This is a genomic window from Sulfitobacter indolifex, assembly GCF_022788655.1.
Taxonomy (GTDB): Bacteria; Pseudomonadota; Alphaproteobacteria; order Rhodobacterales; family Rhodobacteraceae; genus Sulfitobacter; species Sulfitobacter indolifex.
Genome location: NZ_CP084951.1, coordinates 213,912 through 230,033 on the forward strand (window position 1 = coordinate 213,912; position 16,122 = coordinate 230,033).

The following is a 16,122-nucleotide window of genomic DNA, read 5'->3' on the forward strand; positions in this document are numbered from 1 at the left end:
GGGTGCAAGTGGTACAAGCTGTGCGGCTATATCTCTCAATGCCCCCAGCTACGGTCACGATTTGCCTACAACAGATGCCCGGCCCAGTGGCACACATGCAGCGGGCGATTTCAAAGCGACTTACGATACGGGATCGTTGCAGCTAAGGCAGGCCGTGTGGGTACCGCAAAAGCGCCATCGCCCCCAAGGGAGGGCGATACCCTTAGCGCTGCACTTCAACCGCTGCTAGGCGGTCAACTGTGTGCCTGAAATCCCGGTGATTCTGGTCTGCACGATATCGCCTTCGACCTGCGGCACGGCAAAGGTCACTTCGGTGAACTGCGCCGTACGGCCCATATGGGGGTTCTCCATCAGCACAGCGTGCATCTGCCCAGCCTGCGCCTCCAGATGACGCTGCACCTGCCGCTCCCCAGCCGCGCGCAGCCGGGCTGCCCGTTCCTTGATTGCCGCACCGTTCACCGCAGGCATTCGCGCGGCAGGCGTGCCGGGGCGTGCTGAATAGGGAAAGACATGCAGCCACGTCAGGTCGCATTCCTCGACGAGCTTCATCGAGTTTTCAAACATCGCCTCGGTTTCAGTCGGGAAACCGGCGATAATGTCCGCGCCAAAGGTCATGTCAGGCCGCAGAGCGCGGGCCTCTTGGGCGAAGCGGATCGCATCATCGCGCAGGTGGCGGCGCTTCATGCGCTTCAGAATCATATCGTCGCCATGCTGCAACGACAGGTGCAGATGCGGCATCAGGCGCGGTTCGGTGGCGATGGCCTGCATCAGGTTCTCGTCCACCTCAATCGAGTCGATCGAGGAAATCCGCAAGCGCGGCAGATCGGGCACCAACCGCAGGATGCGCATGACCAGATCGCCCAGTTTCGGTGTGGCAGGCAGGTCCGCGCCCCAAGAGGTCAGGTCGACCCCGGTGAGCACCACTTCGTTAAAGCCCTTATCGACCAACCGCTTGATCTGATCCACCACAACGCCCGCAGGGACCGAGCGCGAATTGCCACGGCCATAGGGGATGATGCAGAAGGTGCAGCGATGGTCGCAGCCATTCTGGACCTGTACATAGGCGCGGCTGCGGGTGCCAAACCCGTCGATCAGATGGCCCGCGGTTTCCGTCACCGACATGATGTCGTCGACTTGCACCGTCTCAGTCTCACCAATGAAATCAGCGGCCATGCCCTGCCACGTCGCGCCCTGCATCTTCTCGGTGTTGCCGATCACGACATCAACCTCGGGCATGGCGTTGAAGGTTTCTGGCTCGGTCTGTGCCGCGCAGCCGGTGACAATCAACCGCGCCTCTGGGTGCGCCTTGCGCAGCTTGCGGATGTCTTGGCGGGCTTTGCGGACGGCTTCGGCGGTGACGGCGCAGGTGTTGACGACAACGGCGTTCTGCAACCCGGCTTGCTCGGCCAGTTCCTTCATCGCCTCGGTCTCATAGGCATTCAGACGGCAGCCCATGGTGCTGAAAACGGGGGCGCTCATGTCAGGCTCTCCAGAAAATCTGCGGTAAAGGTGCCGGAGAAAACGTGCATTGTAGGTCCGGTCATCCAGACACCGTCGTCTCGCCAATCGATATGCAGCGTGCCGCCGTCAAGGTCGATGCGTACGGCGCGGCCTGTGAGGCCCCGGCGCGCGGCAGCAACGGCAGTTGCGCAGGACGACGAACCCGAAGCCAGCGTCACGCCCACGCCGCGTTCCCAGACCCGCATGCGGATGTGGTTGGGTCCAACGATCTGCGCGACCTGCACATTGGTGCGCTCAGGGAACAGCGGATCATGCTCGGCGCGGGGGCCGATGTCAGAGAGGTCCACAGCCTCGACATCCTTAACAAAGAAGGTGCAATGCGGGTTGCCCATGCCGGCGGCGACAGGATCGCCCTCAATCGGCAGATGCAGCGTGTCCATCTCGCGCGCCAGCGGCACTTCGTCCCATTTTAGCTGCGGGTGGCCCATATTGACCGAGGTTAGCCCGTTGCCCGCGTCCTTGGCCGCCAGATCGCCGCGCGCGGTGGTCAGGTGCAGCGAATCGCGGCCCGTCTCATCCATCAGGAATCGCGCGATGCAGCGCGTGGCGTTGCCACAGGCGGCGGAGAGCGAACCATCGGAATTGTAAAACGTCAGTTGCGCATCGCCCGCGCCCTGCGTGATGACCGCAAGCTGATCAAAACCCACACCAAATTGCCGATGGCCGATCGCCTGCGCCATGGCGGGGCTCACGTTGATCGCCTCCGCGCGTGCATCAAGCACGACGAAGTCATTGCCTAGCCCATGCATCTTCATGAAGGGCAATCCGGGGGTCTGAGCGCTATACATTCGGCGCATATAACCCCGGCATCAAAACTAATCCAGCATCTCGCAATATTTTCGCGATTAAGGGCTTGACCCTGCCGCCCCAAATTTCTAGTTACCCGCCTAGTGGGCCGTTAGCTCAGTTGGTAGAGCAACTGACTTTTAATCAGTAGGTCGATGGTTCGAACCCATCACGGCTCACCACTCACCCTCCCTTCTTAGTGTTGAAGATCAGGTGTTTGGTGCCGTGAAAGCGGTTTCGCCTATTCCTGCCCGCGCAGCCGTGCCGAACGACGCCGCAGCGCTTCGAGCACGAAAAGCATCGTCGCCGACAGCACCACCAGCAGCGTCGCCACCGCGAGAATCGTCGGGTTGATTTGTTCGCGCAGGCCCGAGAACATTTGCCGGGGAATCGTGCGTTGTTCGGGACCGGCGAGGAACAGCACCAGCACCACCTCATCGAAGGACGTCACAAAGGCGAAAAGCCCGCCCGAGATCACGCCAGGGCGAATGAGCGGTATCACCACGTCCCAGAACACTTTGAGCGGTGAGGCCCCAAGGCTGAGGCCTGCAATAAAGAGCGACCGGTCAAAGCCGCTGAGCGTGGCGGTCACGGTGATGATGACAAAAGGCACGCCAAGGGCGGCGTGGGCGATGATGAGGCCCGTGAAGGTGCCGACCAAGTTGAACTGGGTGTAGAAAAAGAACATGCCCGCCGCGATGATGATCAGCGGCACGATCATCGGCGACAGCAGCAGCGCCGTGATGACGCGTTTGTAGGGCATGAAGGGCGAGGACAGGCCAACCGCCGCCAGTGTGCCGAGCACTGTCGCAATACTGGCCGCAGCGATGCCCACAAGGAAGCTGTTGCGGATCGCAATGCGCCATTTTTGATCGTCGACAATCTCCTGATACCAGCGCATCGAATATGCATCTGGATCGAGCGAGAGCATCCCTTGTGTAAAGGTAAAGAACGGCTCGGCGTTGAACGACAGTGGCATGATCACAAGGATCGGCAGCATCAGGAAGACCAGCACCAGCGCGGCCATGATACGCAGGCCGTAGTGGCCTGCTTTGTGCCAGATCGTGTAGTATGCGGGCAGTCGGGTCATAGTCTATCCCAGCTTGAGGTTGTCGGTGCCGACGAAACGGTCGAACAGCCAGTAGAGGACAAGGATCAGGATCAGCAGAAGCGAGCCCAAGGCCGCCGCCAGTTCCCAATTGTTGGACACCTGCATGTGGAAGGCGATGATGTTGGAAATCATCTGACCATCGGTGCCGCCGACCAGCGCGGGCGTGATGTAATAGCCGACAGAGATGATGAAGACCAAAAGCGCCCCGGCCGAGAGGCCCGGCAGGCTCATCGGCAGATAGATTTTATACCACGCGCCAATCGGGTTACTGCCCATCGAGATTGCGGCACGCATGAAGCTCGCATCAATCCCGCGCATCACCGCATAGAGCGGCAGCACCATGAAGGGCAGCAGGATGTGGGTCATGGCGAGGATGGTGGAAAATTCGTTGTAGAGCAGTTCAATCGGCTCATTGATCAACCCGGCCCAGATCAGGGTGGAGTTCACCACGCCGCCCGCTTGCAGCAGAGCGATCCATGCGGTGGTACGCACCAGCAGGGAGGTCCAGAATGGCAGCAGGACAAAAACCATGAGGAAGTTCGCCATCGCCGGCGAGGCTTGCGACATATAAAAGGCCAGCGGATAGCCCAGCAGCATGGTCAGTCCGGTGATGATCAGCGCCATCTTCAGCGTCTTGCCATAGAGTTGTTTGTAGATCTGTGTATCGCGCATGATGATCTCACCCTCGGCGTCATATTCTAGATCGACGGCGGTGAGGTAATAGCTTGAGGTATAGACTTGCCCGGCGCTGCGGATCGCGCGCCATGTGACGGGTTTAGCCCAACGGTCATTCTCGGCCAGCAGCATCTCGGCGCCATTGGCGGCAAGTTCAGCATCATCCACGCGGCGCAACCCGCGAGCGGTAGATTTGATCACGCTCGACATGCCCGGCAGGGCGCGGTTGATCTCGTCGGCAAATTTGCCGGAGGTACGGTTGTTGGCCATGCGCTTCATGTCGATGGCCATTTGCGTCACAACAGCCGGTTCGGGCAGGGTCTCGCCTTCCCAGTCTTCGAGCATCTCCAACGTTTCGGGCACCAGTTCGGCGACAGTGGGATTATAGACACTGCGGAACAGCATCGTGGTGATCGGGGCCACAAAGGCGAAAAGGATAAAGACCAGCAGCGGGACCACGAAAAGAAACGCCTGCGTGCGGCGGCGGCGCAATTGGCGACGGGCGTTGGCGGCGTCTTGGGTGTTCAGGCTGGGCACACTGGGTCTCGTCTTTAATGGGGGAAATCCCCGCGCCAATTAAGGCGCGGGGCAGGGATGCTTATTGCAGCAGCCATTCGTTGAACTTCTCGCCAAGGCTTTCGCCATAGTCGGCCCAGAAGATACCGTCGGCCTTCACGCCCTCATCAAGGTGCGCTGTGGGCAGGTCTTGCTTGACCTCATCCGGCAGCAGCGCCTGAGCGGAGTTGCGGGTGGGGCCATAGGCCACGTCCTGCATGCCCGACAGCGGCACGGTGCCGGTGGCGAACTTGATGAACTCCATCGCGAGGTCTTTCTTCTTGGTGCCCTTCATGATCGCCCAGACATCAAGGTCATAGACATGGCTGTCCCAGACGATCTCGAACGGTGCGCCATCGTCTTTGATCGCGGCAAAGATACGACCGTTGGCGGATTGCACCATGGTGGCGCCGCCGTCGTTCAGCAGAACGGGGGCCTGAGACCAGCTGTCATACCAAGTGATGTCGTCTTTGATGGTGTCGAGCTTGGCAAAGGCCCGTTTTTGGCCTTCTTCGGTGGCCAGCACCTCATAGATTTCTTCCTTCGGCACGCCGTCAGCCAGCAGGGCCCATTCCATGTTCACCTGCGGACGCTTGCGCAGACCACGTTTGCCGGGGAAGGCTTCGGTGTCGAAGAAATCCGCGATGGTCTTGGGGCCTTCGCCATTTTCGGTGTTCACCGCAAAGACGACGGACCACACGATGTTGCCGACGCCACATTCATTGGCCAGCGCGTCTTCGATGAAGTCATCCGCCGCTGCGGTACCATCGTCCCCATCGGGCAGGACGGATTGGTCGATCACTTCCAGATAACCTTCGGCGCAGGCGCGCTCGAGGTCGATCACTTCGATGTCGACCACATCCCACAGGATGTTCCCGGCTTCGACCTGCGCCTTCATCTCGGCCACGCCGCCGCCGTAGTCTTCGAACAGGACGTTGGTGCCGGATTCTTTCATGTAGGGCTCAATCATGTGCTCCATCTGCGCCGCGCCATAAGCGCCGCCGAAGGACGTCACCGTCAAATCTTCGGCCAGAACGGGGCTGGCAAGCAGCGCCGTCGTGGCCAGATACGTCAGATGTTTCTTCATCGGGTCTCTCCTTGTTGTGTCCAGGTCTTTTGCGGGGCCCCGGTTTGCCCTCGGTCGCCTTTAATTGGCAAAGGCGATGCAATCTTTCGTCAGGGACAACAGCTGCGCCGTCGCGCCGTCTTCGAATTCTGGCGCGGACAGATCGTTGAGCACTTTGACGATAATGTCGGTGCCGTCGGGCAGGCGGAAATAATAGCGGATGAAATCGCCCACATAGATGCGCGTGATGAAGGTCGCCGTCAGAGCGTTGTCATGGGCGTGGGTTGTGGGGTGAATGAACAGCTTCTCGGGGCGGATTGAGACGCGGCAGGCGGCACCTTCGGTCAGCCCTGCGGAGGTTTGCGTGGTGATGGTGCCAGTGTCCGTCTCGACCTTGGCAAGGTCGCCTTCGATCTTGCTGACCTTGCCCTGCACGAAGTTGTTTTCCCCGATGAACTCAGCGACGAAGGCATTTACCGGGCGCTCGTAAAGCTCCGCCGGGGGCGCACATTGCTGCACCACGCCATCATTGAAAACGGCGATCCGGTCCGACATCGACAGCGCTTCGGTCTGATCATGCGTCACATAGATGACAGTAAAGCCGATCTGTTTGTGCAGGCGGGTGATCTCAAACTGCATCTGTTCGCGCAGGTTTTTGTCAAGTGCGCCCAAAGGTTCGTCCATCAGGATCAGCGTCGGCTGAAAGATCATCGCACGCGCCAGCGCCACACGCTGCCGCTGGCCACCCGAAAGCTGACCGGGACGGCGGTCGCCGAAGGCCGACAATTCCACTAATGCCAGATATTCCGCCACGCGCTCTTTAATATCGGCCTTAGACATTTTGCGCACGCTAAGCGGATAGGCGAGGTTTTCAGCCACCGTCATATGCGGAAACAGGGCGTAGTTCTGAAACACCATGCCGATGTTGCGCTTGTTCGGCGCGGTCTTGTTGATCGAGCGGCCGTTGATCGCGATATCGCCCGAGGTGACGCTCTCAAACCCTGCCAGCATCATCAAAACGGTAGTCTTGCCCGACCCGGAGGGGCCAAGAAGGGTGATAAATTCCCCCTCCTGCACGTCCATGTCGAACCCTTTGACGACGAGGTTTTCCTGATCGTAGCTCTTCTTGACGTTATCAAAACGCAGAAAAGTCTCTGCTTTGGTGTCTTTCATTGTGCCGCGGCTCTCCCTGTCGCTGGGGGGAGTTAAGCAGAGGCGATGATTCTAAACAATATGTTGTATCGCTTAAGAGAATCGCCACCGCATCCTTGGCGCTTATCGGGCGGGCATGTGACTGCTTTTGTGGCAGGGGGAATGGTAATTGCGCCGTCCAAACGGGAAATCTTTGAAAGAGTACCTATGTCGGTAGCTGAATGCATAGGGGCGCACCCCTCAGATTAGAGTTGACCAGAAGGAGACAGCATCGATGGGCAAACGTATCGCAATCGTAGGTGGCGGATATGTAGGCGCTGAGCTCGCCAAGACGATGGATGACATTGCCGATGTCACTTTGATCGAACAGCGCAGCCATTTCGTGCATGCGCCAGCGATGATCCGTGCTTTGGTTCAGCCCAGCCTGGTTGAGGAATCGCTGATCCCCTACGATCGTTTGCTAAAGCGTGGCCGGGTGGTCGCGGCGCGGGCAACGCAGATTGATGGGGGTGGTGTCACCCTAGATGACGGTGCGCGGATTGACGCGGATTATATCGTTGTCGCCACAGGCTCAGAATACGCGGCCCCGTTCAAACCTAAAGGCGCTGACATCGACGGGCTGCGCACAGCAAATCAAGCAGCGCGCGAAAAACTGGTATCGGCCAAAACCATCGGCATCATCGGCGCCGGCGCAGTGGGTGTCGAGCTTGCAGGCGAGATTGCCTATGCCATGCCAGACAAAAAAATCACCCTGATCACGATGGACGACAAGCTTTTTGCGGCGAAGCCTGACAGCCTTGGGGCGTCGCTTAGCAAGAAATTGAAATCCAGCGGCGTGGAGATCATTCTTGGCGAAAAGGCCGAAGGTCTTGCATCAAAAACAGAACCGCATGCGGGCAGTGTGACCCTCGGAGATGGGACGCAACGGGCGTTTGACCTGATCTTTCCCGTCCTTGGTGCGCAGCCTTGCTCTGATCTGCTGAAAAACCTGCCCGGCGCAGAGGTAACTGCCGCTGAGCGGATCAAAACCGACGGATATATGCGCCCCTCGAGCCTGCCCAATGTCTTTGCCGCCGGGGATGTGGCCGATCCTGGCGACAACATGACCATCGTTGCGGTCAGCCGTCAGTTGCCGTGGCTGAAAAAGACGCTGACCGGGCTGATCACGGGCCGGAAGCTGACGGATATGAAGACCTATCGCCCGTGGGGCCCCGAAGCGCCGATCCTGCTGCCCTTAGGGCCCGAGCGCGGCAATAGTTTTTTGATGCTGTTCACCGTGGGAGATTGGATCACTCAAAAAATGAAAGGCGCGCATCTTTTTGTGTCGAAGTACCAAAAGCTGCTCAATCGCCCCTGACGGAAAGGGCGGTGACCCTTGCGGCTTATTGGGGGCTGCGGGCCGCACGCAGATCTTTCTGGCACCGCGAATATACCGAAGGGTAGGCCCATTATCCCTAAGCCAGCAGGCATTGGTTGGCGATTTGTGTGAAGGTTGATTGAAGTCAACTCAGGAGCACAAGCCATGTCCATTCAGTTCAGCAGCACGCGAGAGGCCATCCAGAACGCCGCAAAGATCACGCCAATTACTGCCTGCGTCAGTCTGGGCAAATACGCCACCGCGCAGGGGGAGCTTATCTGGCAAAAGGGCGACATCGCCTGCGTGCGGGCCTCTTCATCGATGTTTGTCGGCAAACGCATCTGAAGGTTAGCGACACCCTGCCCGCACTTTGGCGACGGTGCAGCAGCCTATGAGAGCGGCGAGGACCGCTGTTCAGCAGGGTGCAATTCTACCACACGTGAAGTGGCGCGGCGGTTTCAAACGCCAAAAGATATCCATGTGTCAATGCTTGGCGCGAAAGCCAAGAATGGCCCATTCCTCGAAGCTGCATGCGCAGGCTGCGGTGTTGCCCAACGGCCTTCAATGCGGTCGATTGCGGCTTGCCTGAGAGGCCTGTTCGCGGGGCGGCCAAGTCGATCTGATATAAGCGAGGATGTCCCAAATATCTTCGTCTGAGAGCGCCTCGCCAAAAGCTGGCATTCCGCTGTTGAAATCATCGATGCCGCGCGCCGCCAATGCAGCTTTGCCCCCGAGTTTGGTATATTCGAACAGCAAGGCATTATCGTGATGCCAGGTATGGCCCGTTGCATCATGCGGAGGGGCAGGCAGAACTCCGGCCTCATCGGGCGTCCGCCAGTCGGGTTGGCCTTCGAGGTCAGTGCCGTGACAAGCCGCACAGGTCTCAGCATAGAGGGCGCGCCCAGCGACGATATCGCGGCCCTCAAGTTCGTGGTCTGCGTGCGCTGTGGTTGCAGAGGCGAGGATCAGGAAAGCCAACCTTATCATGCTACATCTACCCATGTCCGCATCCCTCCGATGGCGTGGCTCAGCATATGACAGTGGATCAACCAACGGCCCGGATTGTCAAACACGCAAAGAACATCACGGCTTTCACCCGCGGCAACTAAAGTCGTATCGCGGAGGTCGCCGAGACTGCCGTCGGCAGCCAGTTCATAGAAGTGGTGACCGTGTAGGTGAATGCCATGCGGGAAAGCGGTATCATTGGCGAGGGTGATGCGTACAGTTTCGCCCCGTTTCATGGAGGCGAATGGCGCGTCCGGCAGGTCCGAGACATCATTGAAAGACCAGATATTGGCCCCGCCGTGTCGACCGCCCATAGCACCCCCCATCATCGTCAGCGTCAGGTGCTGCGTGGGGTCGCCCGGCACTGGCAAGTTTGGCGCTGCCAACGGTGCTATGGGTTCTGGTTTCCGATCCGTATTGCTGCCGGAAACCGCCACATCCGCAAGTCGGTAGCTCCCCTGACGAGAGTGCATGTCAAAGCTCACTGGCCCAGTGATATCGACGATCAAATCTGCCCTTTGGGCGGGCGCTAGGGTTAGGTCAGACAACCCGCGCGGCTGGCCCAATGCCATGCCGTCCAGCGCAACGACAGACCCAGCAACGCCTGCAACGGTGAGAGGGAAAATGCGATTGGTGGCCGCGTTGATGATGCGGAACCGGACCCGGTCACCTTCCTTCACTTCGGCCTGCGACAAGAATGCGCGGGCAAAGTTGCCCATATAGCCGGCGTGCGCGACGCTGTGCATGTCGGTGAAATCGTCAGAGAGGCTGCCGTCCTCGTTGATAATCCAATCCGACAGCACGACTGTGATGTCGTGATCCACATCGGGGGGCATATCGTCTTCGACAATAAGCGGCCCCATCATGCCCCGCGCAACCTGTTCCTGCGAAATGTAGTGCGAGTGGTACCAATAGGTCCCCGCATCGGGTGGCGCAAAGCTATAGGTTTTGCTGTCGCCGGGGTTGATAAGGTCCTGTGTCAGCACCGGTACTCCGTCCATTCGGTTTTCAAGCCGAATGCCGTGCCAATGGACGGCGGTGCCTTCCTCCAGCCTATTCTCGACATCAATCGAGATTTGCTCCCCCCGTTTTAACCTGAGTTCTGGTCCGGGCATCGACCCATTGAAACCCAGCATCGCGGTGGTGCCTTCGCTTTTGGGAAGAAGCTGTCGGGTGACAGCCTCAGCCGTCAGCTTCAGCGGATCCGCAGCGGCAGAAGCCTGTAGCGGCAGGATTGCCAACGCGGAGGCACTGGCGAGGAATTGTCTTCTATTCATGTCATGCCTTATCGGGATCGATTGAGATTGATACTGCCACAGGGACGAAGCGCGCCGCCCTCCGTGGGGTAAAGGTGTTAACAGCAGGGGCCGATTTCAACTGCCAGTGACCGATTGGAAAGGCGCGCGCATATGCGCCCTCTTTTAGGCAAAAAATCACGGTGAACCATTCGGGTCATCCTTTCTTTGACAGTGGGGCGCCTCCGCCCATGACCTGTAGCACAAAGCTTCCTGACGCCGTGATCATGAGAAAGCCGTGAAACGCCTCGATCCCGGTGAGGAAACGCAGGTGCCCCAAGGGGGTCAGGTCGCCGCGTCCCAAGGTGGTGAAGTTGACCAGTGAGAAATAGAAATAGTCCATCATCGTGATCGGCTCATCCGTTGGGCCGGAGGCGTTTAGCGCGCCAATCTGCAAACCTTGCACCGCCCAGAGGAAGAACAGCGTATAGATCAAAGCCTCAATAACATGGGCAAAAGTAATGGCGCCGACCGCCAAGCCAAGGTTCTGGCCATGCGCAGTGCTTTTGCGTTGCGCGATGGTATCCGACACCCATTTAAGGACGAAATAATGGATTGTCGTGCAGATGCCGACAACCAGAATTGATAGAAGTATTGCTTGGATCATGAGGGGCTACCTGTCTTGTTTGCGGGGGCTTCCCCTCAGGCGGTTATGCCGGGGCGGCCGTTGATCTGGGTGCAGCCACATGCGAACGCTCAGCCGCAGTTTGCGGGGCGTCTGCTGGCACCCAAGCATCATCCATTAAATCCTCAATGAATGTGCTGAGCAACTGTGTGCGCCCGGTGACGGCGGCCTTGCGATAGATCGCGTTTGTCTGCGCCTTGATCGTCCCCTCAGAGGTGCCCCGCAGCTCCGCAATGTCGCGGGTGCTCAGGCCTTTGACCAAAAAGACCGCGACATCCCGCTCTGCGGGGGTCAGACGCCAATCCGTGAAGTGCTGCGTCATCACCATCGAGAACTCCGAGGTGCATCGGCGCATCTTCTCTTCGGCCAGCCGGGCCCGTTGCAGACTGGTTCTGAGGGCGATCCAGCCAAGCGCCACACCGAGGTTCAGGCCGATGGCCAGCACGGTCTGCTGATACTCATGGCTTTGCCAAACCAGAAAGTCAGGCTCCATTCCCATGGCGTCCAGCAGGAAGCAAACAGTAAAGAAGATCGCCACAACAGCCTGTAGTGCAGCGATGGCCCAAAGGGCGACGGTTCCACGCGTTTTCATAGCTCGAAGTGCCTTGTTATTGTGGTGGAAAATGCGGGGCCAGTCCGTTCAACCGGCCCCGCAATTGGTGCTTACTTCATCGCTATGACGGTGAGCTTGCCTTTCACGCGGTCCGCGACGAACTCGATGTCTTGGCCTTCTTTCATCTTGGTGATGAGCGCTTCATCGGCTTTGAACACCATGGTCATCGACGGCATGTCGAGGTTTTCGAGTGGGCCGTGAATGATGGTCACTTTCTTACCCTTGGCGTCGACTTTCTTGATCTTGCCGGTTGAGTAGACGGCGGGCGCCGCGGGCGCCTCTTCAGACTGCTCCACGGTGATCGGGCCATGCATGCCGGATTCGTAGTGGCCGGGGATCAGGCAAGCGAACTCGAAGGAGCCTTCGTTGGCGAAGGTCCAGATCACCTCGCCCTCCATGCCGGAATCAAGACGGACCGAGTTCGGGTCGTCATGCTCCATGTCCATCTTTGCCATAGCTTCCTTGTGCTCGGCGTTGCCTTCCATCGTGTCGATCACGAACTCATGCTCGATCTCGCCTTTGTTGACGACGTTGAAGCGGATGGTCTCGCCCTTCTTGATGTCGAACTCGGCGGGCTCAAAGATCATCTCGCCGTCGTCGGTTTCGCGCATGATGACGTCGATGGTGCGGTCAACGGCCTCGGCCTTGCCGGGCATGCCGATGGCCATTTCCTTGTGCATGTCGCCGTGGCCGTCATCGCCGTGGCCGCCGCCATGGGTGCCCGCGGCAAAGGCCGGGGCGGTGATGAGAAGGCTGAGGGCGGTCGAGAGAAGAAGTTTATTCATTGTGTTTCCTGTATGGTTTTTGAGGTGATTATGGTCCAAGGGCCGCTTAGCCCTTGGAGGTTGGTTTTGGCGTGATCTGGGTTTTCGGGCTGTGGTTCTGCGCGAACTCTGGCAGCTCGCCCGTCCATTCATACGCCTCGGTGCCCGGAGGGTTTTCATACCAGCCGGGATCTTCGTAATCGTCCGCGTCGATGCCTTCGCGCACCTTCACGACCGAAAACATGCCGCCCATTTCCAGCGGACCATGCGGCCCCCAACCGGCCATCATCGACACGGTGTTGTCGGGCAGCGGCATCGACATTTCGCCCATATCCGCCATGCCCGCTGTGCCCATGGGCATAAACTCTGGCTGCACGCGGCGAACCTGACGGGTCATGTTGGAACTGCTGGTGCCAATGAGCGTCGGCACGTCATGACCCATGGCGTTCATCGTGTGGTGCGACTTGTGACAATGGATCGCCCAGTCGCCCAGATGGTCGGCGGTGAACTCATAGGCCCGCATGGCGCCCACGGGGATGTCGATGGAAACCTCGGGCCATTGCGCCGATTCCGGCACCCAGCCGCCATCGGTGCAGGTGACCTTGAAGTCATAGCCATGCATGTGGATCGGGTGGTTGGTCATCGTCAGGTTGCCGACGCGTACGCGCACCTTGTCCCCTTGGTTGACCACCAGCGGGTCAATGTCGGGGAAGATGCGGCTGTTCCATGTCCACAGGTTGAAATCCGTCATCGTCATGATGCGGGGTATGTAGGTGCCCGGATCAATATCAAAAGCGTTCAGCATGATCAGGAAATCCCGATCGACGCGCATGAAGTCCGGATCCTTGGAGTGGACCACGAACATGCCCATCATGCCCATCGCCATCTGCACCATCTCATCCCCATGCGGGTGGTACATGAACGTGCCGGATTTGGTCAGGTCGAACTCATAGACAAAAGTCTTGCCCGGCGGGATGCCGGGGTGGCTGAGGCCACCGACGCCGTCCATGCCCGAGGGCAGGATCAGCCCGTGCCAGTGCACGGTGGTATGCTCGGGCAGGCGGTTGGTGACATAGATGCGCACCCGGTCGCCTTCAACCGCTTCGATAGTCGGACCGGTGGACTGGCCGTTGTAGCCCCAAAGGCGTGCGACCATACCATCGGCCAGCTCACGCTCGACGGGCTCGGCAACGAGGTGAAATTCCTTCACGCCGTTGTTCATCCGGTGCGGCAGGGTCCAGCCGTTGAGCGTGACCACGGGATTGTAATCCGGCCCGCTGGTGGGGCGGGTTGGCGATTGGGTGAGGGCGCTGTCCATCACCGCTGCTTCGGGCAGGCCCATGTTCATGGTCTGGCCCCATGCTTTGGAGGACACGAGCGTTGCACCTGCAGCACCGGCCCCCAGCAATTGACGTCTGTTCATCATGTGATTGCTTCCTTGTCTCAATGTCCGCCGCCGCCACCAGCGGCGATTTGTGTCTCTCCACCGGCACCACCGCCGCCGCTGCCACCGCCATAGATCGCAGCAGTCAGACCGGCAGAAGCCAGCCAGAACTCACGCTTGGCATTGGCCGCTTCAAGCTGGCTCCCGATCCTTTCGCGGGCGTCGTTCAGCAGGTCGAAGGTGCTGGTGATCATGCCGTTGTTGCTCAGCAGTGCCTCCTCATCGATGGTGCGCCGCAGGGGCAGCACCACGTCCGAGTAGTGCCGTGCGATCTGGTGGCTTGAGCGGTAGGCCGTGGCCGCAGCACGGGCTTCGGAGCGGACGTTCACCGCCCGTTCGGCCAGCACATTGGCCGCTTGCAGATAGCTAAGTTCGGCCTTGCGCAGCCGCGCCTTGCCGCTGTCGAAGATTGGGATAACGAACTCGAACTCGATCTGCGGCGAGATGCTGGTCTCGACTTCTCCGTCCTCTTCCTCGCGCTCAATCTCGGCACCGGCGATGACTTCGAGGTCGGTCAGGGTGCGGGTGGCATCGGTCAGGCCGTAGGCTTTCGCCGTTGCTGCCAACCCCAGCCGGGCGACTTCCAGATCCACACGATTGGCGAGCGCCAGCCGTTCTATGCCCCTGTGGCCGCTGACCGTATTCGGCACGCGCGGCAGGGCGTCGGGGACGTAATAGGCAACGTCCTGCCCCCAGAGACCCATAAGCCGAGTCAACTGTTCCTTAGCCAATTGCGCATCCAGCCGCGCCTGCGCCAGCTGTCCGGCCATCTCGGCATTGAACGCCTGCTCGCGGGCCTGTGCGGCTTTGTTGAGCGCGCCGGTCTTGCCCAGCTGCTGCGCCAGTTCCGCCGCTGCATCGGTGGTGACGGCGGCACGTTTAAGGTAGCTCACCGTCTCAAAGGCGGCGACCGCGTTAACCCATGCCTCGCGCGTTTCATTGGCCAGCGCCAGCGTGTCGCTGACCGCTTGCATCTGCGCGTGCTGGAACTCCGCCTCAGCAGCGGCGATGCGCTGTTTGCGGGTGCGGGCATCCAGCAAGTTCACGGCGATCATGCTTTCCAAGGCACGGTAAAGCCCGACCTCAGGCGCGCCGATGCCCAGAAGACCGATGGAGACGACGGGGTTCTCTGGCGTGGACTGTTGCCATGCTTCCGCTGCCGACAGACCGATCTGCGCGTAGGATGCCTGAAGCCCCTTGTTGTTCAAAAGCGCGACCTGCACCGCGGTCTCGGCATTGATCGTCTTGCCCTGCACCATGGCGCGGACCTGTTTGGAGGCCGCGACGGTCTCGGCCTGTGACTGTGCCCAGACGGTACGCTTGCCGATGGCCTTGGAGGTGCGCGCTTCAACGGTGGCAAAGCCAGCATCGCGGGCTGAGAAGCTCACCGGCAGGTCCGTGGTCGTGCAGGCGCCCAAGATCAGAGGCGTAATGACGGCGGCGGTTTTCAGTTTCCAACGCATCAGTGGTTCATCCCCTGCATATCCATCCCCTGCTTAGGTGCCTGTTCGGCATTCAGCCGCCGCCAATCGAGCGGCTCCACCACGCCCCGGCGGCGGTAGCCTGCAAAGGGCTGTTCTTCGGCGGTCGCAGCGCTGCCACGCGTGCTGTTGTCAGCGGCGGTCATCGCGGCCACTTCGGGCAGAGGGGTGGGTTGCTGCACGTAGGCGGTAGTCACGTCGGGAAACGGGGGGAGCGCGGTGGCGCAGGCCCCTAGGGTCAGGGACATCGCCCCTGCAATCAGCGGTAATTTCATTGGTTTTTTGCCTGAATGAGAGGATCTTAGCCGCAGCCAGAGGCCGCAGATACAAGGGCCGTTAAGCGGCCGGGATCAACTCAGGCTCGAGGTGGGCGCAATTGGTCTGCGGGCTGGGCAGATGTCACAGACTGAGACACGCGAATATATTCGACGGAGTGCACAGCCGTCGCTTTTGCGTCCTGAGATGTGGTCAGCGCCGCCGTAAGACAGATACCGCCACAGCAGGGTTCACCTTCAAAACTGTCCGGTACATCGGTCTGGCCGGGCAAAGCTGCTGCATCCAGTTGAAGTTCAGGCGCGGCAGTCATTTGGTGAACGGCGTGATGTGCCTCTTGGGCGCCCTCGTGCATACCGCTTTGCGCATGAACCGAAGACGGCGGAAGCAGCAATAGGC

16 protein-coding genes and 1 tRNA gene are annotated in these 16,122 nt (G+C 59.7%); 3 read left to right on the forward strand and 14 right to left on the reverse strand.

Features of this window, described 5'->3' with window-relative positions; all coding sequences use genetic code 11:
• Positions 1-225: 225 nt before the first annotated feature.
• Both mtaB and dapF read right to left on the reverse strand, forming a co-directional pair.
• Positions 226-1,479 (reverse strand): tRNA (N(6)-L-threonylcarbamoyladenosine(37)-C(2))-methylthiotransferase MtaB, encoded by a 1,254-nt coding sequence (gene mtaB, locus DSM14862_RS01010; protein WP_007118537.1) that lies wholly within the window; start codon positions 1,477-1,479, stop codon positions 226-228.
• Positions 1,476-2,309, reverse strand: a complete 834-nt coding sequence (gene dapF, locus DSM14862_RS01015) for a diaminopimelate epimerase (protein WP_007118538.1) — start codon at positions 2,307-2,309, stop codon at positions 1,476-1,478. Before dapF ends, mtaB begins: the two co-directional genes overlap by 4 nt.
• Before the next feature lie 104 nt (positions 2,310-2,413).
• On the opposite strand from dapF, the gene DSM14862_RS01020 reads away from it, so the two are divergent.
• Positions 2,414-2,489: transfer RNA gene (locus DSM14862_RS01020), tRNA-Lys, on the forward strand.
• 59 nt (positions 2,490-2,548) lie between these two features.
• On the opposite strand, the gene DSM14862_RS01025 is transcribed toward DSM14862_RS01020, so the two are convergent.
• The 4 genes from DSM14862_RS01025 to DSM14862_RS01040 all read right to left on the reverse strand — a co-directional run bounded on the left by DSM14862_RS01025 (position 2,549) and on the right by DSM14862_RS01040 (position 6,887).
• Complete coding sequence (locus tag DSM14862_RS01025) at positions 2,549-3,397, reverse strand: ABC transporter permease (RefSeq protein ID WP_007118539.1); 849 nt, start codon at positions 3,395-3,397, stop codon at positions 2,549-2,551.
• A 3-nt stretch (positions 3,398-3,400) separates the two neighbouring features.
• A complete protein-coding gene (locus DSM14862_RS01030; protein WP_007118540.1) occupies positions 3,401-4,630 on the reverse strand; it encodes an ABC transporter permease in 1,230 nt (409 codons plus the stop codon).
• A gap of 61 nt (positions 4,631-4,691) precedes the next feature.
• A complete protein-coding gene (locus DSM14862_RS01035) occupies positions 4,692-5,735 on the reverse strand; it encodes an ABC transporter substrate-binding protein (RefSeq protein ID WP_007118541.1) in 1,044 nt (347 codons plus the stop codon).
• Positions 5,736-5,795: 60 nt separating this feature from the next.
• A complete protein-coding gene (locus DSM14862_RS01040) occupies positions 5,796-6,887 on the reverse strand; it encodes an ABC transporter ATP-binding protein (protein ID WP_007118542.1) in 1,092 nt (363 codons plus the stop codon).
• A 253-nt stretch (positions 6,888-7,140) separates the two neighbouring features.
• Here DSM14862_RS01040 and DSM14862_RS01045 point away from each other — a divergent pair, with 253 nt between their 5' ends.
• The gene (locus DSM14862_RS01045) at positions 7,141-8,223 is read left to right on the forward strand and encodes an NAD(P)/FAD-dependent oxidoreductase (RefSeq protein ID WP_007118543.1); all 1,083 of its coding nucleotides are present in this window, start codon (positions 7,141-7,143) and stop codon (positions 8,221-8,223) included.
• Positions 8,224-8,388: 165 nt separating this feature from the next.
• Positions 8,389-8,568, forward strand: coding sequence for a hypothetical protein (locus DSM14862_RS01050; RefSeq protein WP_007118544.1), 180 nt, complete (start codon positions 8,389-8,391; stop codon positions 8,566-8,568).
• A 216-nt stretch (positions 8,569-8,784) separates the two neighbouring features.
• Here the strand turns inward: DSM14862_RS01050 and DSM14862_RS01055 are convergent, their stop codons facing one another.
• The 8 genes from DSM14862_RS01055 to DSM14862_RS01090 form a co-directional block, all read right to left on the reverse strand.
• A complete protein-coding gene (locus tag DSM14862_RS01055; RefSeq protein ID WP_113075658.1) occupies positions 8,785-9,225 on the reverse strand; it encodes a c-type cytochrome in 441 nt (146 codons plus the stop codon).
• Complete coding sequence (locus tag DSM14862_RS01060; RefSeq protein ID WP_040700410.1) at positions 9,207-10,505, reverse strand: multicopper oxidase family protein; 1,299 nt, start codon at positions 10,503-10,505, stop codon at positions 9,207-9,209. Before DSM14862_RS01060 ends, DSM14862_RS01055 begins: the two co-directional genes overlap by 19 nt.
• A gap of 175 nt (positions 10,506-10,680) precedes the next feature.
• Entirely contained in the window at positions 10,681-11,130 is a 450-nt protein-coding gene (locus DSM14862_RS01065) for an ion channel (RefSeq protein WP_007118547.1), read from the reverse strand.
• A 43-nt stretch (positions 11,131-11,173) separates the two neighbouring features.
• Positions 11,174-11,740, reverse strand: coding sequence for a helix-turn-helix transcriptional regulator (locus DSM14862_RS01070; RefSeq protein WP_007118548.1), 567 nt, complete (start codon positions 11,738-11,740; stop codon positions 11,174-11,176).
• Between the two features lie 71 nt (positions 11,741-11,811).
• Complete coding sequence (locus DSM14862_RS01075; RefSeq protein WP_007118549.1) at positions 11,812-12,546, reverse strand: copper-binding protein; 735 nt, start codon at positions 12,544-12,546, stop codon at positions 11,812-11,814.
• A 46-nt stretch (positions 12,547-12,592) separates the two neighbouring features.
• Positions 12,593-13,951 (reverse strand): multicopper oxidase family protein, encoded by a 1,359-nt coding sequence (locus tag DSM14862_RS01080; RefSeq protein ID WP_007118550.1) that lies wholly within the window; start codon positions 13,949-13,951, stop codon positions 12,593-12,595.
• Between the two features lie 17 nt (positions 13,952-13,968).
• Positions 13,969-15,432 carry a TolC family protein gene (locus DSM14862_RS01085; RefSeq protein WP_007118551.1) on the reverse strand — a complete coding sequence of 488 codons (1,464 nt, stop codon included), beginning with the start codon at positions 15,430-15,432 and terminating at the stop codon, positions 13,969-13,971.
• Positions 15,432-15,725: a hypothetical protein gene (locus tag DSM14862_RS01090; protein ID WP_007118552.1), complete on the reverse strand. Its 294-nt coding sequence runs from the start codon at positions 15,723-15,725 to the stop codon at positions 15,432-15,434. Before DSM14862_RS01090 ends, DSM14862_RS01085 begins: the two co-directional genes overlap by 1 nt.
• Positions 15,726-16,122: the final 397 nt, after the last annotated feature.

Coding starts and splice junctions, on each gene's coding strand:
- mtaB (WP_007118537.1), bottom strand. CDS start 1,479: ATGAGCGCCCCCGTTTTCAGCACCATGGGCTGCCGTCTGAATGCCTAT.
- dapF (WP_007118538.1), bottom strand. CDS start 2,309: ATGTATAGCGCTCAGACCCCCGGATTGCCCTTCATGAAGATGCATGGG.
- DSM14862_RS01025 (WP_007118539.1), bottom strand. CDS start 3,397: ATGACCCGACTGCCCGCATACTACACGATCTGGCACAAAGCAGGCCAC.
- DSM14862_RS01035 (WP_007118541.1), bottom strand. CDS start 5,735: ATGAAGAAACATCTGACGTATCTGGCCACGACGGCGCTGCTTGCCAGC.
- DSM14862_RS01040 (WP_007118542.1), bottom strand. CDS start 6,887: ATGAAAGACACCAAAGCAGAGACTTTTCTGCGTTTTGATAACGTCAAG.
- DSM14862_RS01045 (WP_007118543.1), top strand. CDS start 7,141: ATGGGCAAACGTATCGCAATCGTAGGTGGCGGATATGTAGGCGCTGAG.
- DSM14862_RS01050 (WP_007118544.1), top strand. CDS start 8,389: ATGTCCATTCAGTTCAGCAGCACGCGAGAGGCCATCCAGAACGCCGCA.
- DSM14862_RS01055 (WP_113075658.1), bottom strand. CDS start 9,225: ATGGGTAGATGTAGCATGATAAGGTTGGCTTTCCTGATCCTCGCCTCT.
- DSM14862_RS01060 (WP_040700410.1), bottom strand. CDS start 10,505: ATGAATAGAAGACAATTCCTCGCCAGTGCCTCCGCGTTGGCAATCCTG.
- DSM14862_RS01065 (WP_007118547.1), bottom strand. CDS start 11,130: ATGATCCAAGCAATACTTCTATCAATTCTGGTTGTCGGCATCTGCACG.
- DSM14862_RS01070 (WP_007118548.1), bottom strand. CDS start 11,740: ATGAAAACGCGTGGAACCGTCGCCCTTTGGGCCATCGCTGCACTACAG.
- DSM14862_RS01075 (WP_007118549.1), bottom strand. CDS start 12,546: ATGAATAAACTTCTTCTCTCGACCGCCCTCAGCCTTCTCATCACCGCC.
- DSM14862_RS01080 (WP_007118550.1), bottom strand. CDS start 13,951: ATGATGAACAGACGTCAATTGCTGGGGGCCGGTGCTGCAGGTGCAACG.
- DSM14862_RS01085 (WP_007118551.1), bottom strand. CDS start 15,432: ATGCGTTGGAAACTGAAAACCGCCGCCGTCATTACGCCTCTGATCTTG.
- DSM14862_RS01090 (WP_007118552.1), bottom strand. CDS start 15,725: ATGAAATTACCGCTGATTGCAGGGGCGATGTCCCTGACCCTAGGGGCC.